The following is a 17385-nucleotide window of genomic DNA, read 5'->3' as shown; positions in this document are numbered from 1 at the left end:
CAGCAGTGGCCGCCTCAGGCGGAGGCGGCCACCTCGTCGACCATCGATGCCTGGATCGCGCTGCGCAACTCGGCGCTGTCGTGGTCCTGGTGACGGGTGACCGCGTGGACCACGGCCGCCTCCAGAAGCTCCTCCTCCTCGCCCGAGATGGCGAGCGTGCAGCCGACCTCGTTGGGGATCGTCCTGCAGTCAACAGTCTTGCGTGCCATTGCCGTGCCCCTTCTGTGACGCCGGGCCGCCCAGAGCGGGCCCGGGGGGCAGGCCTCCCTGCCCGCGGCGGGGGAGTCTGCATCTCGCAGGCTAGGCCCGGCCATGTCCGGACGCAACGGTCGGTCGCGGGGGTGCGCACGCGGTGCACGACAGCACGGGAGGAGGGCCCGGCCTTCGCTCAGCGGCGCAACATTGGCAGGCCGTGGAGGACCCCACGTGGGGGTGGCGGCGGACCTTGACGAGGGCGGGTGCCCGGAGCAGGATCGTGCGCATGGTGCGTGACCGGGAGCGGCTGAGCCCCGCCGACGCCTCCAACGTGGTGATGGACTCGCCGGATCAGGTGAACGCGTTCCTCCTGGCGGGGCTCCTCGACGTCGGGGGATTCGTCTCACCGGACGGCGCCGTCGACCTGGAGCTCCTGCGCGCCAGCATCGCGTCCAGGCTGAGCGACCCCGAGCTCGCCCGCTTCTCCCAACGCGTCCACCAGCGCACGCTGACCTGGGGGCCCTGCCGGCCGGACCTCTCCCGCCACATCAGACTGGCCGCGCCCGTCGCGGGCATGGCCGGCCTGGCCGACATGGCCGCACGCCTCATGACCACGCCGCTGCCCCTCGAACACCCCCTCTGGGAACTGCTCGTGGTCCCGGGGGCCGCGACACCCGCGCCCGGCATCATCCTGCGCGTGCACCACTGCGTGGCCGACGGCGTCGCGGGCGTCCGCCTGGTGCAGCGCCTGTTCGGCGCGGATGCCGTCGCGACGAGCGCCCCCTCAGTCGGGTCCGGCCGGCGCCGTCGTCGGGTCGTGCGCGGCTTCGTCGCGGGGCTGGCTCGCGTCGCGGCCGTGTTCCGTGCCACGGTCCCGCCGACGGTGCTGCTCGGGCCGATCGGCCCCCGTCGAGGTGTGGCCTTCGCCGACGTCGAGCTCCGGGCCCTCGCCGGTTCCGCCAGGAGAGCGGGCGCCACCGTGAACGACGCGCTGCTTGCCGCCGTCGTCGTGGCGGCTGAGGCGGCGCTGCGCGCAGACGGTCATCGCGTGCCGCCTGTGCTGCCGGCCAGCGTCCCGGTGGCGTTGCCGGAACGGGGCTTGTCCGGTAACGCGGTGGGCGTCATGCTGGTGCCGCTCGTCACCGGTGAGGCGGACCCTGTGGCCAGGCTCTCCCGCATCGCCCAGGTCACGCGTGCCGGGAAGGCAGAGGCGCGCAGCCAAGGCACCTTCGAGCTGACCCGCACCCGCTGGGGGTCGCGGCTGTTCGCCCGGCTGGCCCGCAGGCAGCGGTTCATTGCCCTCTTCGTCACCAACGTCCGCGGCCCTGACGGGCTGCTGGAGGTCGCCGGGGCGCCGCTCGTTCGGGCGTGGCCCGTGGCCGCGATCCAGGGCAACGTCCGCTTCGGGGTCGCGGCCATGTCCTACGCGGGGCGCCTCGAGGTGGCCATCCATGCAGACGCCGGCGCCCTGCGCGTGCCCGAGGCGGGGACAGCCCTGGCCGACGAACTCGCCCGACTCGCGAGCCCGTCGGCCGAGCCCGCCGCGGCCGAGCCGCACCGCGTCGAGACCTCGTCCTGGACCCGATGGCTAGGACGCCCGAGGCACAGGCGCGTCCCGGCCAAACCGCCGCGACACTAACCCGCTCCGCGTCGGCGTGAGAACACCACCGTCAGCGCAGTGACCGCAAGCGCGGTGCTGACAAGGGTCGCAAGGCCGAGTTCCGGCGCGCCGGCCCACAGCGACGCGAGCGGCACCCTGCACCCCAGCCTTGCCGGCGCGTACCCCCACCAGAGACCCAGCGAGACCGCCGCCCCCGCGACCGCCACCACCGAGCGCACCGGGCTCCGTCGGCCGAGCACCGGCACCACCGTCAGGCTCTGGGCCAGGAGGACCCCGAGGACCACCAGCGCCGCGTTGGCCTCGATCGGGTTGAACGACGGCGGGGGAGCCGGAGTGCCCAGCACGACGTGCGTGAGCTCGGACTGGAATCTCGCCCAGCGCGTGGTGTCGAGCCCCGCTCCGGTGTTGGTCACCGCCACGATCCCCAAGCCGAGGGTGGGGCACGCGAGGAGATAGGACTGGGATCGGTAGGTGCTGCCGAGGTGATCGACGCACGTGGGCAGCGGCGTGCCGTCGGGCGTGGTGGCGAGCGGATCTCCGGCGCCGTCGAGCAGCTCCCACAGGGGGCGCACGACCCACCCGGACCCGTAGCGGGAGTAGGCGTCGACGGTGGCGAGTGGCTCGCGGGCCGCCTCGAGCACCTCTGCCGGAACGTCGGCGGACACGCTCCCCAGGTGCGCGCCCACCAGCCTCGTCAGGTCCCCGGCGGTGGACACCTGGAACGCGGACGGCACCGCTCCCGGTGTACACGGGCACGGCGTGGGTGCGGTGAAGAGCTCGAGCCACGGGTGGTGCCCCATGGCCACCCCGTCGACGGCTCGGGGGGTCGGGGTCGCGCTGGTGTGGGTCAACCCGAGCGGCGTGTAGACGAGCCTCGCCATGGCCGACTCGAACGTCTGACCGGTCACCTGTTCGACGACGGCGCCGAGCAGGTCGTAGTTGCTGTTCGAGTACGCGTAGGCGGCCGGGAGCACTGCGGGGTTGGCCGAGGCCAGGGCCTCGGCGTTGGCCTCGATCGAGTCCGGCCGCCCCGGCCACCATCCCCACTGCCCAAGCCCGGTGGAGGTGGACAGTCCCGAGGTGTGACCGAGCAGATCGCCGACGGTGACCCCTCCGAGGCCGCCGCCGCCCAGCCCGCCGGTGAACACCTCGTCCAACCGCGTCTCCAGGCTCAGGCGTCCGTCGGCGATGAGCCGCTGGACCGCGAGCGCGGTGAACTGCTTGCTGGTGGAGCCGAGCACGAACGGGGTGTCGCGGGTGACGGGCCGGCCGGATCCGGCGGTGCCGAGATAGCTCTCCTGATAGACCTCCCCGTCGCGCACCACGACGACGGCCAGGCCCGCCAGGCGCAACTCGGCGGCGCGCCGCTCAACGAAGTCGCCGATCTCCGCGGGTGTCGCACGGTGCGAGGCGGCGACGGGGGCGGGAGTCAGGGGCTCCTGCGCGGCGGCGACGCGCACCATCGCCACCGCCAGGACGGCGATGGCCGCCCACAGGATCAGCGCTCCGGCGGCCACGCGAGACGGGCGACGCACGGTCATGAGACCTGCCTCCGCTGAGGCAGATGGGTGAGCGCGTTGAGGAGGAACTGTCCGACGGTGAGGACGAGCATCACAACGCCGGCGGCGGGGGAGAGGTCCTTCCAGGGCATGACGACGAATCCGTAGCTCGACGACACGTACAGGGCCACGTAGGGCACCAGGAGGCGCCAGTCCATGGTCTCCCGGAAGGAGACCTTCAGCACCCAGTCGTAAAGCCCCTCCAGTGCTAGAAACCCCAGGAAGATGCCCAGGAACACGGGGTACTGCACCGGGCTCGCCTCGAGGTAGGCGATCGCCAGCCCGAGCACGGCGGGGACGGCGAGGAGGAGGTACAACCAGCCGTAGCGCTCCACAAGTTCGAGACGCCTTCGGCGCACCGCGAAGACAACGATCAGGCAGACGGCGTTGGCCAGACCCAAGGTGAAAAAGAACGGCGCCATCATGGCGGCCACCCCCTCGGTACCATCATGCTCCAGTCGCCCACCCCACGTCGCGCGGGGCCCATTCTCGAGGTGTGTCACCGTCGGGATGCGCGACGGGGCACTCCCTGCGGGGACTCCCCCGGCGGCGGTGGCCGGTAGCGCCGCCGGGCTACTGCGTCCCCGGGTTGGGCGACGGCGTCCGCGTGAAGGTGCCGAGGCCGTGGGTGTCGAGCAACTCCAGCACCAGGTTCCCGCCGTCGAAGGTGGCCTGTCCGACGGTCCCGGGTGGGGCGTTCTCGTTGTAGGGCTCGTAGGTGAACACGTCGCCGTCCCAGTGGGTGAGCGGCCAGGTCACGGCGCCCTCCGGCCCGAGGGAGAGTTGGAGGCCGTCGCCGGCGAGGGTCACGGTGGCGGCTCCGAAGTACTCGTTGTCGTAGACGCCCACGTAGTCGACGAGGGGGCGGGCGGCGGCCGGGTCGGAGGGTGCGCTCTGCCCGGCCAGCCCACCCATCGGGTCCATCAATGGCGCGAGCATCGCGTTGGCGAGCGTCCACCAGTCCTGCCGCGCCTCGCCGAACTGGGCGAGGTCGAGGAAGTGGGCCACCACGGCCTCGGCGGCGCCGACGGGCGAGCCGTTGGTGAGGACGATGATCCCGAGCCCCTGCCCGGGGAGCATCGTGAAGGCCGTTCCGGTGCCCAGCGCGAAGGCGCCCGAGTGGCTGATGGAGGGCAGGCCGCCCGCGGTGGTGCCCACGTTGAACCCGTAGCCGCTGAGCCCGCCGCGGGCGGCAGAACTGTGCGCGGGCTTGCTGACGAACTGCCCGGTGATGGCCGGCACGAGCGCGTCCTCGGCGACGATCCGGTCCCCGTCGTGGACGCCGCCTGTCAGGACGAGTTCCATCCAGCTGGCCATGTCCACCACCGTCGAGCTCACGCCGCCGGCCGGGGACTGGGCATCCGGCTGCCGCTGCATCGTCGTGACCTGCCACGCCCCGTCGACCGGCACGTGACCGACGGCCCGGTTCTCCCTGGCCACGAAGTCGTCGAAGCGGGAGCTCGTCGAGGTCATGCCGAGGGGCTGGTAGAGGTCCCGCTCGGACAGGGCGGCCCAGTCGGTCCCGGCGGCGGTGGCCACAGCCTCGGCGGCCGCGGTGAGGCCGAAGTTCGTGTAGTTCTCCTCGGCCCGGAACGGGGCGAGGGGGGTCAGCCGCAGGCGGTCCAGCACCTCGTCGCGGCCGTATCCGAGGTCCTCGAGCTCGTCGCCGGCGTGCCCGTACAGGCCCGAGCGGTGGCTGTACATGTCGGCGATGGTGACGTGCCCGGTGACCCAGGGTTCCTCGAGCTCGAACCCCGAAAGGTGCTCCACCAGCGGGGTGTCCCAGGCCACCGTCCCACGGCCCACCTCGCGCGCGACGACGGTGGCGCCGACGGACTTCGACACCGAGGCCAGCTGGAAGACGGTGTCAGCGTCCACCGGCTCCTCCGTGTCCATGCTGCGGACCCCGTACCCCTCCGCGAACAGGGTCTCGCCGTCGTACACCACCGACACCGCGAGGCCAGGGACCCCGCTGGCGTCCATGACGGTGCTGATGAGGGCAGGAAGCGCCTCGACGGCGGCGTCCACTCTCTCCCGGGTGACCGTCCCGACGGCGTCGGTCCCGGGGTTGCCGTTTCCCCCCACGGACGGCGACCAACCGGCCGGCGGCGCCGGCTCGGGTGCGCATGCGGCCGCCCCGAGGGCCACCGGGATGAGGACGGCGACGATCAGCGCGCCGGGGCGGGTGCGGACTCCGGGCATCTGACCAGCTCCTGTCAGGGCGACGACCGAGGGGGCCGGTCAGGCTCGCCGAGGGATCAGTCTGGCAGACGGTGCCCCCCACCGGAAGGAGCGGCGAGCGTGGCCCCGGGCCCCTGGCTGCGATCGGCAGTGTCGAGGCAGCGGTGTCACTAGGCTTGGGGACTAACGCCCGTCGGCAGGGTCTCGGCCATGGGCGGCGCAGCCGGGAGGCACCATGACCGGTCGGGTGAACGGACGCTCACGCGCGTTGGGTACGGTCCCCCAGGACGAGCTGCGGGCCGCGATGACGCTCTGGCGCGCCGAACAGGAGGGGGTCTCGGGGATCGCGCGCCGACGCGACGCCAGGGTGGCGGCCCTGCGGACGCACGCGGCCCAACGCTCACGCTTCTATGCGGACCACTGGACGGGCGTGCCCGCGGATGCGCCGCTCGCCGCCCTTCCGCCCGTCACCAAGGGCCACCTCATGAGCCGGTTCGACGAGTGGGCCACGGATCCCCGGATCACGCTGGCGGGCGCCCTGGCCTTCGTCGAGGAACCGGCCCGCGTCGGGACGGGCTTCATGGGCGGGCACTTCGTCTGCACGAGCTCCGGCACGACGGGGCGGCGAGCGCTGTTCGTCCACGACCGGGGAGCCCTGGCGGTGTACCGGGTCCTGAACCTCCGGGCGGAGTTCCACTGGTTCTCCGCGCGCCAGTGGCTGGAGCTGGTCCGGCGCCCGCGCCTCGCCGCCGTCGTGGCCACGGGTGGCCACTTCGCGGCGGCGGGGTGGATCGAGTCCGAGCGCCGGCGGGACGCGGTGAGGGCCAGGGCCTACCGCACCTTCCCGGTGCAGAGCCCGCTCCCGCAGCTCGTCGCGGACCTCAACTCGTTCGATCCCGGCGTCCTGATGTGCTACCCGAGTGCCCTTGGGCTCCTGGCCGCCGAGCAGGAGGCCGGACGGCTCCGGGTGAGGCCCCTCGTCGTCGTCACCGGGGGCGAGTCCGCGCTCCCGGGGCTCCACGCCCGGGCTGAGTCCGCCTTCGGCTGCCCGGCCCGCGACCTCTACGGGGCTTCCGAGTGTGACCCCCTGGCCTTCGGTTGCGCGGAGGGCTGGCTGCACCTGCACGCAGACTGGGTGGTGCTCGAGCCGGTGGACGCGGACGGACGTCCCACGCCTCCGGGCGAGCCGTCTCACACGGTGCTCCTGACCAACCTGGCCAACCGCGTCCAGCCCATCATCCGCTACGACCTCGGCGACTCGGTGGTGGCACGGCCAGACCCCTGCCCCTGCGGCTGCCCGCTCCCCGCGATCCAGGTCTCGGGCCGCCGCGACGATGTGCTGCGCCTCCGGGCGCCAGGCGGGACCCTCGTCGCCATCGCTCCGCTGGCCATTGTCCCGATCCTCGACCAGACGCCCGGGGTGGGGCTGGCGCAGGTGGTGCAGACCGGGCCGGCCGAGCTGCGAGTCCGACTCACCGTCGAGCCGGGGGCCGATCCGGAGGCGGTGTGGGGCGCGCTCGCCGACAGGCTGTCGCGGCTGCTGGTCACCTTGGGCCTGGGAGGCGTCGAGCTGGTCCACGACGTCCGTCCGCCGGTGCAGCCGGGGCCGGGAGGGAAGCTGCGTCACGTCATCGGCATGACTGCCTGACGTCTCTGGCGCAGGCCTACTTGACGAACGCCTTGAGCGCGACGATCGCCAGGCCGAGCGTGGCCGTCGTGAGCGCACCGAGCAACCGGGCGCGCGTGTCACGCGTCCACGACGCCACCCCCAGCCAGCCCAGTACGCCGAGGACCGCGACCGCCAACCACAGGGTTCCCCAGATGGCGTTGCGGTCCGTGACGAGGCCCAACGCGCCGAGGGTCAGCACCAACAGCGGGATGACGCCGGCCAGCAGGAGCCCCCAGGAGTGATCAAGGGAGAGCCGTGCGGCCCTGACCACACGCTCCCGGGCCGGGGTGTCGCCCTCATACTTGTCGTCCAAATGGGCGACGGTGCCCGCGTAGACATGCGCCGCCCAGAAGACCGTCAGCGTGGCCAGCACCTTGACCAACACGTCCCACGACGCGGCCGCGTCGTTGGACAGGATCTCGAGCAGCCCGGCCACCAGGACCACGCCATGGATCGCCGGCTCGCTCAGAATGAGTCTCAACGTGCCCGCGATCGGTTTCGTCGTGCCAGCGCCCACCGGATCCCACAGTCCTCGAGCCCCGCGCAGGCCCGTCGCCCTGGATTCTTCCAGGTTCCCGGTGGCCCTGCCGGAGGGGCCGCGACGTCGGTCAGCCCTTGCCGCGATGCACCTTGTCCTGGAGCAGGGCGACGAGCGCGGCCACGAACACCAGGTTGAACCCCAACTGCAGCGTCACCAACAGCCGCGCCGACTGGCCGCTGGCGTGGATGTCGCCGTAGCCGACCGTCGACATGGTGGTCATCGAGAAGTACAGCGCGTCGAGGCGGGTGTCGAGTCCGCTGAACTCGCCGGGGTACTTGAGGGCGAGCACGTAGTAGGTCATCGAGAAGATCACGAGCACCAGTTCGAAGGCCAGCAGGAGATGCACCGGCTCGAGTCGCCGCTCGGCGCGGCGCGCCTCGTTGACGATGACCGCAGCGATCGCGGCGATGGCCGCGACCCCCACCAGGGCGCCCAGGAGCGAGCCGACGGGGGCATCGTCGATGCTCACGGGCACGAGGAAGTAGAGGGTCACCACCGCGATGGGCAGGGTGATCCGGTTGAAAAGAGGGCGCCATTGCACGCGCACAGTGTAGGCCCGCGCGCCGCGGCGGTGGAGGCATTCCCAACACGGCTCCCGGGGCCCGCCCCTGCAACGCCCAGAGGCTGAGACCGCTGCCCTCTGGCCGTGCACCACATCAGGTGTGCACCCATTGAATTCGCTCTCAGCGGACGGGCTTTGCATTGCCCCATTCCATTGGGCATGATTCCCCGTATGAGTCAGTTCACGACGCGCCGCCGCCATGTCGACTTCGGTCGCATGGTGTCTATGCGTTGTCGTCTCGGCTGACCATCCGCGTCCCCCGGTCCTTGACCGGAATCTGACGCCATCCGGCGAGCATCGTCCGCCGCCGATCTGTTCGACACCCCGCACCATCTCCCCTTGCCGCAGCCTCGGCACGGGCGTCGGGTGCCGTCGAATCCCCACGCTCCTGCATGCCGGACAGCTGCGACACATTCGCGCCTCCCGGTGATTCCGAGCTGCATTGTCGCGCCTATTCACGCACCTGCTGAGCATCTCATTCTTGCGCAATTCCTCTCCGAAAGGACCTCCCATGTCCCGTCGCCCTCTGGCACTCCTTCTGGTCGGCCTCACGACCACAGCGGCTCTGGCCCTGAGCGCCTGCACCACCGCCACCCAGCCGGCACCTGAGGCGCCGTCGGCGTCGGCGAGCGGCCCCGTCACGGGCGGCGTGCTCACCTATCTCGACGCCCAGCCCCACACGTCGCTCTACCCCCCGACGGCGGGCTTCTACCCCAACGGTGGTCTCGTCAACAACCTGACTGACCGGCTCGTCCACCAGAACCCGGAGACGCTCGAGTTCGAGCCCTGGATCGCCACGGGATGGGAGGTGAACGAGGACGCCACGCAGTACACCTTCACCCTGCGCGACGACGTCACCTTCTCCGACGGCACCCCCCTCGACGCGGCCGCGGTGGCCAAGAACTTCGACCTCTACGGCAAGGGAGACCCCGAGCGCGCGCTGCCGGTCTCCGAGGCCATCAACAACTACGCCGAGAGCGAGGTGGTGGACGCCACGACGGTCGTCTTCCGCTTCTCGGCCCCCGCCCCCGGATTCCTGCAGGCCACCTCCACCATCAACTCCGGGCTGCTGTCACCCGCCACCCTCGACGGTGACTTCACCTCCTTCGGCGCCGGGAACGGCACCGCCGTCATCGGGTCCGGCCCGTTCGTCGTGGAGTCGGAGAAGGTGGGTGCCGAGGTGGTCCTCGCGGCACGGGACGATTACGCCTGGGCCCCAGGATCGTCCACCAGCCAGGGCCGCGCGTATCTCGACCGGATCAACGTGGTCGTGACCCCCGAGGCCGGTGTCCGCGTGGGTGGCCTGACGTCCGGGCAGGCCGACGTGGCCCGCCAGATCGCGGCCCCGGACGAGGCCGTGGTGACGGCCGCCGGCGCGGAGCTGGTGGCACCCCAGACGCGGGGGGTCAACAACTCGTTCGGCCTCCGCTTCCGCAGTGGCCTGCTCGCCGACAAGGCCGTCCGCCAGGCGCTCAGCCTCGGCACCGACAGGCAGGAGATCGTCGAGACGCTGTTCACCGAGAACTACCCGCTGGCCACCTCGGTGATCGGGAGGACCGCGCTGGGGTGGATCGACCTGTCGGACAGGCTGGTGCACGACCCCGAGCGGGCCCGCGAGCTCCTGGATGCCGCCGGCTGGGTGCCGGGTGACGACGGGATCCGGGTCAAGGACGGCGAGAGGCTGAGCCTCGTCGTCAACGAGGCGGCCCCGCAGCCCCGCTCCTTCGACGTCACCACGCTGGTCAGCCAGCAGTGGAAGCGGGACCTGGGCGTTGACCTGCAGATCCTGCGCGCGGACTCCGGCAGCCTCGCCGAGGCGATCAACGACGCCGACCAGATTCAGGTCTACCACTCCATGGTCGGCCGCGCGGACCTGGACGTGATCAAGAGCCAGTACGCCGCCAAGAACCGCAACACGCTGCTGAACCGGGATCCTGCCGACGATTCCATCGGAGACGCCACGCTCGAGGAACTGCTCGCCGCCGTCGCGAGCACGGCCGACGCCGACGAGCGGATCAAGGCCAGCCAGGCCGTGCAGGAGTACCTCCTCGACCAGTTCTACGTGATCCCGCTGTTCGAGGAGCCCCAGGTGTTCGCCGTCGGGCCCCGGGTCCACGGGTTCGCCGCAGAGTCGGTCGGCCGGCCGTCGTTCTACACGACGTGGGTGCAGGAATGACCCGCATCCTCAGCCGCATCGGGCAGGCGGTGGTCGTCGTGGCCCTGGCGTTCACCGTCGCCTTCGTCCTGCTGCAGGCGCTCCCCGGGGATGCGGTGATGATCAAGTTCGAGAACCCCGAACTGGGCCTGTCGCCCGCCGAGATCGCCGCGATCCGGGCCTCGTACGGCGCCGACATCCCGTGGTGGCAGTCCTACCTGCACACCGCGTCGGGCTTCCTGCGCGGGGACTTCGGGTTCTCCATCCAGAACGGCACATCGGTGGCCGCGCTCGTGGGCGAGGTGCTGCCCCAGACGCTGGTGCTGGCCGGCGCCGGGCTGCTGGTCGCCGTGCTCCTGGCGACAGGCCTGGCGTTCCTCGCCACCTGGGGCGGGTGGGAGCGGCTGCGGGGCGTGCTGACCAGCCTGCCCTCGGTGCTGGTGTCGGTGCCGGTGTTCTGGCTCGCCATGGTGCTCATCCAGGTCTTCTCCTTCCAGCTCGGGTGGATCAGCGTGATCGGGGCCGGGCCGGTGGAGAGCCTGATCCTGCCCGTGCTCACCCTCGCGGTCCCGATCAGCGCACCGCTGGCGCAGATCCTCATCCGCTCCATGGAGGACGTCCTGCGGCAGCCGTTCGTGGGCGTGGTCCGGGCCCGTGGCGCGTCGCGGTGGTGGGTCCTCTACCGCAACGTGGCCCGCAACGCCCTCCTTCCCACGCTCACGATCGCCGGGGTCCTCCTCGGCGAGCTCGTGGCCGGCGCCGTGGTGACGGAGACCGTCTTCGGCCGGGCGGGGCTGGGGCGTCTGACGGAGCAGGCTGTGGCCAACCAGGACGTCGCGGTTCTCCAGGCGATCGTGGTGCTCTCCGCGGTGGCGTTCGTTGCCGTCAACCTTGCCGTGGACCTGATCGCTCCCCTCGTGGATCCGCGCCTGAGGATCGAAGTGAGGGCGGCCGCATGACCGACTCCGTAGCCCGCACGCCCGTCGTGGGGACGCTCCAGGGGTTACGTCGCGCAGAACGGCCCGCGGCCCGGTCCTCCCAGCAGGCTCGACGGCCACGGGTCAGGGCGTCGCTGGCCCTGTCCGTCGGGGTCCTGGCGTTGGCGGTCGCCGCGGCCGTCGCTCCTGGACTCATCACCTCCGTCGATCCGCTGGCCGGGACCGCCGCGCAGGCGCTCCAGGCACCCAGCGCCGCACACTGGTTCGGAACCGATGCCACCGGCCGCGACCTGTTCTCCAGGGTGGTCCACGGCGCCATCCACTCCCTCGGCGGCGCCCTGGTCGCCGTGGGCGTGGGGCTCACCGTCGGCACATCGCTGGGGCTGCTCGCCGGATCCCTCGGGGGAGCCGCCGACGCGGTCCTGATGCGGTTGGTGGACGTCCTCCTGGCCATCCCCGGCCTCCTGCTGGCCTTGAGCATCATCATCCTGCTGGGCTTCGGCACCACCAACGCGGCGTTCGCCGTCGGGGTGACATCGGTGGCGGTGTTCGCCCGGCTCGCCCGCGCCGAGGTCATCAGGGTGCGCCGGACCGACTACGTGGAGGCCGCCTTCGGCCTGGGCGGCACCTTCGGTTCCGTCCTGGTCCGTCACATCCTGCCGAACTCGCTCACGCCGGTCGTGGCGCTGGCCGCGCTGCAGTTCGGCTCCGCGATCCTCGCCATCTCCACCCTCGGGTTCCTGGGCTACGGGGCCCCGCCCCCCACGCCCGAGTGGGGCCTGCTCATCGCGGAGGGGCGTTCCTATGTCGGGACGGCGTGGTGGCTCACGACTCTGCCGGGGCTCGTGGTCGTCGCCGTCGTCCTGTCCGCCAACCACCTCAGCCACGCCATCGCGAAGGGAGCCCACGCATGACCACCGTGACAGCCGATCGGACCGCTGATCGGGTCGCCGAGGCGCCGCGGCCAGTCACCCCGGTGCTGTCCGTGCGGGACCTCGTCGTCTCCTACGAGTCCAGGCGTCAGCGTTCCGCCGTCGTCGACGGCGTGTCGTTCGACGTCGGCCGTGGTGAGGTTGTCGCGATCGTCGGCGAATCCGGTTCCGGCAAGACGACGACGGCGCAGGCCGTCATCGGGCTGCTGCCGTCCAACGGCCGGATCGACGCGGGCACCGTCCTGCTCGGAGACCTGGAACTCACGGGGCAGCGGGACGCCGTGCTGCGCACCGTCCGCGGACGGCGCATCGGCCTCGTCCCGCAGGATCCCAACAACTCGCTCAACCCCGTGGCCACCATCGGGTCCAGCCTCGCCGAGGCCCTGAGGATCCACGGGTGGGGCAGCCGCGAGGCGGTCCGTGCCAGCGTCCTCGACCTGCTGGAGCGGGTGGGCATCGATCAACCCGAGCTCCGGGCGCGGCAGTATCCGCACCAGCTGTCCGGGGGCATGAAGCAGCGCGTCCTCATCGCCGCCGCGATCGCGATGGAGCCCGAGCTGATCATCGCCGACGAGCCCACCTCCGCCCTCGACGTCACCGTCCAGCGAGTGGTCCTCGACCTGATCGACGAGCTGCGGCAGGAGACGGGGGCATCGGTCCTGCTGGTGACCCACGACCTCGGGGTGGCGCAGGAGCGGGCAGACCGGATCGTCGTGATGCGCGACGGGCGGGTCGTCGAGCAGGGGGAGACCCATGCCCTGGCGGGCCGTCCGCAGGACCCCTACACGCGGACCCTCCTGGCGGAGGCGGCGGCCATCGCGGGAGGGGGCGCACGGGTGAGGTCCCGGACGGCCCCGGAGGAGGGAATCCCGCAACGGGAGGCCGCCATCGAGGTGGTCGACCTCGTACAGGAGTTCAGCCGCGGCCGGGGGCAGGATCCGTTCCGCGCCGTCGACCGGGTGTCGCTGCGGGTGCCGTCGGGCACCACCCACGCCATCGTCGGCGAGTCGGGCTCCGGCAAGACCAGCACGGCACGCGCCGTCCTCGGCCTCCAGCGCCCCACGTCTGGCTCGGTGCGTGTCGCGGGCGTCGACGTGACGGCGCTGCGCGGCCGCGACACCCGCGACTTCAGCAGGCGGGCGCAGTTCGTGTTCCAGAACCCGTTCTCCTCCCTGGATCCGCGCCAGCGGGTGGCGGACATCATCGCGGAGCCCCTCGTCAACCACCGGATCGGCGACCGCAGGTCGCGGCGGGAGGCGGTCGCCGACTTCCTCGACCGCGTGGCGCTACCGCAGTCGGTCGCCGGTCGCCTGCCGCGCGAGCTGTCGGGCGGGCAACGGCAGCGCGTCGCCATCGCGAGGGCGCTGATCCTCCGCCCGGACGTGGTGGTGCTCGACGAGCCCGTCTCCGCCCTCGACGTGACGGTCCAGACGCAGATTCTGCGGCTGCTGGCCGACCTTCAGGCTGAGCTGTCGCTGACCTACCTGTTCATCTCGCACGACCTCGGCGTCGTGGCACACCTCAGCGACACCGTCTCGGTCATGCGGGCCGGGCGCGTCGTCGAGGCCGGCCCCACCCACGCCATCTTCACCACCCCCACCTCCGAGTACACCTCGGAGCTCCTGGCCGCCATCCCCGGCCGCTGACGAAAGGACCACCCATGACGAACCTTGGATTCTTCACACGCCTCCTCGACGACGCGCCACCGGCCGAGCGCTACCGCATCGCCGCTGAGCAGGTCATCCACGCCGAGAGCCACGGCTTCGCCACCGCCTGGGTGGCGCAACACCACTTCCACGGGGCCGAGGGCGGCCTGCCGTCGCCGCTGGTGCTGCTCAGCCACATCGCGGCGCTCACGAGCAGGATCAGGCTGGGGACCGGAGTCATCTGCCTCCCGATGGAGGATCCGGTGCGGACGGCCGAGGACGCTGCGGTGGTGGACATCCTGTCGGGCGGACGGCTCGACGTGGGGATCGCCACGGGAGGCAATCCGGCGTCGTTCGCGGCCTTCGGGCTCGACTTCGCAGACAGGCACCGCCTGTCTGCGGAGAAGCTCGCGATCCTCCGCTCGGCGTGGCTGGGGGACGGCATCCGGGGCACCGGCAACCGCCTGTACCCGGCGGCCCCGCACCTGGGTGGGCGCGTGTGGCAGGCCACGTTCTCCGTCGAGGGTGGACGACGGGCGGGCGCGGACGGAGACGGGCTGATGCTCTCCCGCACCCAGCCGAGGAGCTCTGACGTGCCAGGAGCCTCGTTGGCGGAGCTTCAGCTCCCGGTGATCGAGGCCTACCGGTCGGCGCTGCCCTCGGGAACGGCGCCGCGGGTGCTCGCGTCGCGGACCATCTTCGTGGCCGACACCACGGCCGAGGCGTACCGCTGGGCCGACGAGGGCCTGCGCAACGCGGTCGCATCCTCGCCGAAGACCTTCGGGGACCGGATTCCGGCCGACGCCCCTGTGGCGGAACTCATCCGGGCCACCGACAGCATCGTGGGGTCGCCGCAGCAGGTCGCCGAGGCCCTGGCCGCCGATGAGGCGCTCATCCACGCCACGGAGGTGGCGGCGCAGGTGCACTCGGTCGACGCGCCGCACCACGCGGTCCTGCGGTCGATCGAGCTGCTGGCTGAGCGCGTCGCCCCCGCCCTCGGGTGGGGCGAGGCGTCGGCCCGGAGGGTTGCAGCATGACGGGGCCGGTCGACGTGGTCGACGCCCTGGCCGGGATCGACCCCGGGAGCCGGGTCGACGGCGTCAGGAGATCGCGGGAGGTCACGCGCGCCCACATCCAACTGGCCGAGGAGGCGCTGTTCGAGCGCGGGGGCAACCGGATCTGGCTGAGGGACCGGTGGCTCGTCGCGGCGTTCGCGACGGGACTCATCGCGCCCTGCTCGCCCTCTGCCGAGTACCGGGCCTCGCGCCTCGCCGACGACGACCAGGCGCTCGTGGCGCGCCTCCTGGGTGCCGCCGTGCAACGCGGGCCGTGGGGGAGCTACCGCGAGCCGGGTCTGGTGCACGAGAACGTGACGGGGGACGTGTGGCAGGTGCCGGACGCCGACAGACCCGCTCTGGGTGCGCCGCTGGCGGCCGTGCTGGAGTACGCACACCTCCTCCTGCTGCATCCGCGGGACGCCAGGCCGGAGACGATCGATCGCCTGGTCGACGCGGGGTGGGGCCGCGCTCAGATCGTGACCTGGTCACAGCTGGTGTCGTTCCTGGCCTTCCAGGCCAGGCTGGTCGCGGGCCTCGATGTGCTCGCAGGGGAGGAAGCATCATGACGGACCATCGCGTCGAGGTGAAGCGCCGCGAGGGGGTTGCCGGGCCAACGGCCTTTACCCGGTCCGCGCTCGGGTGGCTGCCGGTCCTTGAGCCGGCCGCGCCGGATGAGTTGTCCCAGCGTCAACTGGAGGCGCTGGTCCAGCCGCAGCGGGCGGCCAGCCCCTACTTCCGGCTGCTCGCCGACGACCCGGACATCCTCGAGGCCCGGACGAGGGCGGACCTGGACATCTTCGAGTCCGCGGACGGACTGCCCCGAGCGGAGCGTGAACTGGCTGCCGCAGCCGTGTCGCGCACCAACGGCTGCGTGTTCTGCGCCTCCGTGCACGCCAGGCTGGCCGCGCGGTTCTCCAAGCGGCCCGACGACGTGGACCGGTTGCTCGACGAGGGCACCGGCGCCGCGCTGGGTGAGCGCTGGGACGCGATCGTGGCCGCCGCTGCGGCGCTGACGTCCACGCCCGTGGCGTTCGGCCCCCAGCATGTCGCCCGCCTCCGGGAGGCCGGCCTGGACGACGCGTCGGTCTCGGACGTCATCCACTCCGCCGCGTTCTTCAACTGGGCCAACAGGCTCATGTTGGCACTGGGGGAGCCGGAGGTCACTCGGCCATGAGCACGCCCGGGGCTGGGATCGTGTACGTCTCGACGGGGCTCCGGCAGGGCTCGGTCACCGACGCCGTCGGCGACCGGGCCGCCACCAGGCTCAGGGCCAGGGGGCACCGGGTGGTGGAGGTGCGTGTGCGCGACCTGCCGTCCGGGCCGCTGCTGTGGCGCCACGTCGATCACCCCGGGATTGCGCCTGCATTGGCCGCGGTGGCGGACGCAGACGCGGTGGTGGTGTCCTCGGCGGTGCTCCAGGCATCCTTCTCCGGGCTGCTCAAGGTGTTCCTGGACCTGCTGCCCAAGGCCGGGCTGGGGGGCAAGACGGTGCTACCGCTGCTCACCGGGGGATCGCACGCCCACGTACTGGCGCTGGACTACTCGCTGAGGCCCGTCCTGCAGGCGCTGGGCGCAGCCCATGTCGCGTCCGGCCGCTATGTGGTGGCCGTGGCTGCGACGGCTCAGGCTGCGGCGGGTCCGTTCTCCGCGGCAGCTGCGGATGAGGTCGACGCCGCGACCGACGAGTTCGCCCACCACCTCGAGGCGCGAGCCGGCGTGCTGAGGTCGGCGCCGGGCTGACGGCAACCGAGTGCGCGGCAGGGGAAGCCGGTGGAAAAGGGGCGCCACCGCCTCCGCTCGGGGCCATGCCCAGGCTTGCGGAGTGCGGCGGTCGACCGTCACCCTGCCTGACTTGCGTGCACCGAAGACCCTGTGTAATGTTCACCGAGCCTTGTTGGTGCACCGGACGTTCAGGACGGACCAGAGGCCGCCCCCACTACTTTCGTTTCGGACGAGTGTGCGTTCTGCCTGAACCCGCTCAAGGTCTGAATTGATTGTCAGGAAAGGCGAATAACTCAACAGCGGTCAGTCTGGATCTGGTGGTTTGACAGTGTCTGGGAGTGTGGGTAAAGTTGGTCGAGTCGCCTCGGCGGCAAACAACTGGTGAAACACCTTGTCAAAAGGTATTTCGCAGTACTCGCAGAAGCTCAGAAGATGTCAAGCGAATTTGACAGGCTGATCGGTGAACGAGTAAGGTTGGTCGAGTTGCCCCAGGGTGGATGTCACGGTTTCGTGGTTGATGTCTGGGAGTGCCCGAATCTTGAGAACTCAACAGTGTGCTTTAAGTCAATGCCAATTTTTATTGCACTGCAGGGCCTTTGTGGTCTT

Annotated in this window: 16 protein-coding genes; 10 read left to right on the top strand and 6 right to left on the bottom strand. The window is 71.5% G+C overall.

The genetic code is table 11. The features are described 5' to 3' along the window. Window positions 1-14: 14 nt before the first annotated feature. Window positions 15-209 (bottom strand): DUF1059 domain-containing protein, encoded by a 195-nt coding sequence (locus tag ACX1D3_RS00270; protein WP_458994983.1) that lies wholly within the window; start codon window positions 207-209, stop codon window positions 15-17. Window positions 210-481: 272 nt separating this feature from the next. On the opposite strand from ACX1D3_RS00270, the gene ACX1D3_RS00265 reads away from it, so the two are divergent. Continuing rightward, a complete protein-coding gene (locus ACX1D3_RS00265) occupies window positions 482-1834 on the top strand; it encodes a wax ester/triacylglycerol synthase domain-containing protein (RefSeq protein ID WP_458994982.1) in 1353 nt (450 codons plus the stop codon). Here ACX1D3_RS00265 and ACX1D3_RS00260 read toward each other — a convergent pair. The 3 genes from ACX1D3_RS00260 to ACX1D3_RS00250 all read right to left on the bottom strand — a co-directional run bounded on the left by ACX1D3_RS00260 (window position 1831) and on the right by ACX1D3_RS00250 (window position 5577). Further along, complete coding sequence (locus ACX1D3_RS00260; RefSeq protein WP_458994981.1) at window positions 1831-3357, bottom strand: serine hydrolase domain-containing protein; 1527 nt, start codon at window positions 3355-3357, stop codon at window positions 1831-1833. The two genes, ACX1D3_RS00265 and ACX1D3_RS00260, sit on opposite strands and share 4 nt — an antisense overlap. Next, complete coding sequence (locus tag ACX1D3_RS00255) at window positions 3354-3800, bottom strand: hypothetical protein (protein WP_458994980.1); 447 nt, start codon at window positions 3798-3800, stop codon at window positions 3354-3356. Before ACX1D3_RS00255 ends, ACX1D3_RS00260 begins: the two co-directional genes overlap by 4 nt. A gap of 148 nt (window positions 3801-3948) precedes the next feature. After that, the gene (locus ACX1D3_RS00250; protein ID WP_458994979.1) at window positions 3949-5577 is read right to left on the bottom strand and encodes a serine hydrolase; all 1629 of its coding nucleotides are present in this window, start codon (window positions 5575-5577) and stop codon (window positions 3949-3951) included. 214 nt (window positions 5578-5791) lie between these two features. On the opposite strand from ACX1D3_RS00250, the gene ACX1D3_RS00245 reads away from it, so the two are divergent. Then, entirely contained in the window at window positions 5792-7204 is a 1413-nt protein-coding gene (locus ACX1D3_RS00245) for a phenylacetate--CoA ligase family protein (protein ID WP_458994978.1), read from the top strand. Window positions 7205-7220: 16 nt separating this feature from the next. On the opposite strand, the gene ACX1D3_RS00240 is transcribed toward ACX1D3_RS00245, so the two are convergent. Both ACX1D3_RS00240 and ACX1D3_RS00235 read right to left on the bottom strand, forming a co-directional pair. Then, complete coding sequence (locus ACX1D3_RS00240) at window positions 7221-7706, bottom strand: hypothetical protein (RefSeq protein WP_458994977.1); 486 nt, start codon at window positions 7704-7706, stop codon at window positions 7221-7223. 127 nt (window positions 7707-7833) lie between these two features. Then, window positions 7834-8307, bottom strand: coding sequence for a potassium channel family protein (locus tag ACX1D3_RS00235; RefSeq protein WP_458994976.1), 474 nt, complete (start codon window positions 8305-8307; stop codon window positions 7834-7836). A 532-nt stretch (window positions 8308-8839) separates the two neighbouring features. Here ACX1D3_RS00235 and ACX1D3_RS00230 point away from each other — a divergent pair. From ACX1D3_RS00230 to ACX1D3_RS00195, 8 genes are read left to right on the top strand one after another with little or no spacing between them, the layout of a single operon-like run. After that, window positions 8840-10504 (top strand): TIGR04028 family ABC transporter substrate-binding protein, encoded by a 1665-nt coding sequence (locus ACX1D3_RS00230; RefSeq protein ID WP_458994975.1) that lies wholly within the window; start codon window positions 8840-8842, stop codon window positions 10502-10504. Continuing rightward, window positions 10501-11442 (top strand): ABC transporter permease, encoded by a 942-nt coding sequence (locus ACX1D3_RS00225; protein WP_458994974.1) that lies wholly within the window; start codon window positions 10501-10503, stop codon window positions 11440-11442. Before ACX1D3_RS00230 ends, ACX1D3_RS00225 begins: the two co-directional genes overlap by 4 nt. Further along, entirely contained in the window at window positions 11439-12335 is an 897-nt protein-coding gene (locus ACX1D3_RS00220; protein WP_458994973.1) for an ABC transporter permease, read from the top strand. The genes ACX1D3_RS00225 and ACX1D3_RS00220 overlap by 4 nt, the downstream gene beginning before the upstream one ends. Beyond that, a complete protein-coding gene (locus tag ACX1D3_RS00215) occupies window positions 12332-13999 on the top strand; it encodes a dipeptide ABC transporter ATP-binding protein (protein WP_458994972.1) in 1668 nt (555 codons plus the stop codon). The genes ACX1D3_RS00220 and ACX1D3_RS00215 overlap by 4 nt, the downstream gene beginning before the upstream one ends. Window positions 14000-14013: 14 nt before the next feature. Then, the gene (locus ACX1D3_RS00210; RefSeq protein WP_458994971.1) at window positions 14014-15036 is read left to right on the top strand and encodes a putative FMN-dependent luciferase-like monooxygenase; all 1023 of its coding nucleotides are present in this window, start codon (window positions 14014-14016) and stop codon (window positions 15034-15036) included. Beyond that, complete coding sequence (locus ACX1D3_RS00205) at window positions 15033-15623, top strand: CMD domain protein (protein WP_458994970.1); 591 nt, start codon at window positions 15033-15035, stop codon at window positions 15621-15623. Before ACX1D3_RS00210 ends, ACX1D3_RS00205 begins: the two co-directional genes overlap by 4 nt. Further along, the gene (locus ACX1D3_RS00200) at window positions 15620-16231 is read left to right on the top strand and encodes an alkylhydroperoxidase domain protein (RefSeq protein ID WP_458994969.1); all 612 of its coding nucleotides are present in this window, start codon (window positions 15620-15622) and stop codon (window positions 16229-16231) included. Before ACX1D3_RS00205 ends, ACX1D3_RS00200 begins: the two co-directional genes overlap by 4 nt. Continuing rightward, on the top strand, window positions 16228-16797 hold the full coding sequence (locus ACX1D3_RS00195) for an NAD(P)H-dependent oxidoreductase (protein WP_458994968.1): 570 nt from the start codon (window positions 16228-16230) through the stop codon (window positions 16795-16797). Before ACX1D3_RS00200 ends, ACX1D3_RS00195 begins: the two co-directional genes overlap by 4 nt. The last annotated feature ends 588 nt before the right edge of the window (window positions 16798-17385 follow it).

This window comes from Tessaracoccus yangjingae, assembly GCF_054483935.1.
This window is presented reverse-complemented; position numbering and strand designations above follow the sequence as displayed.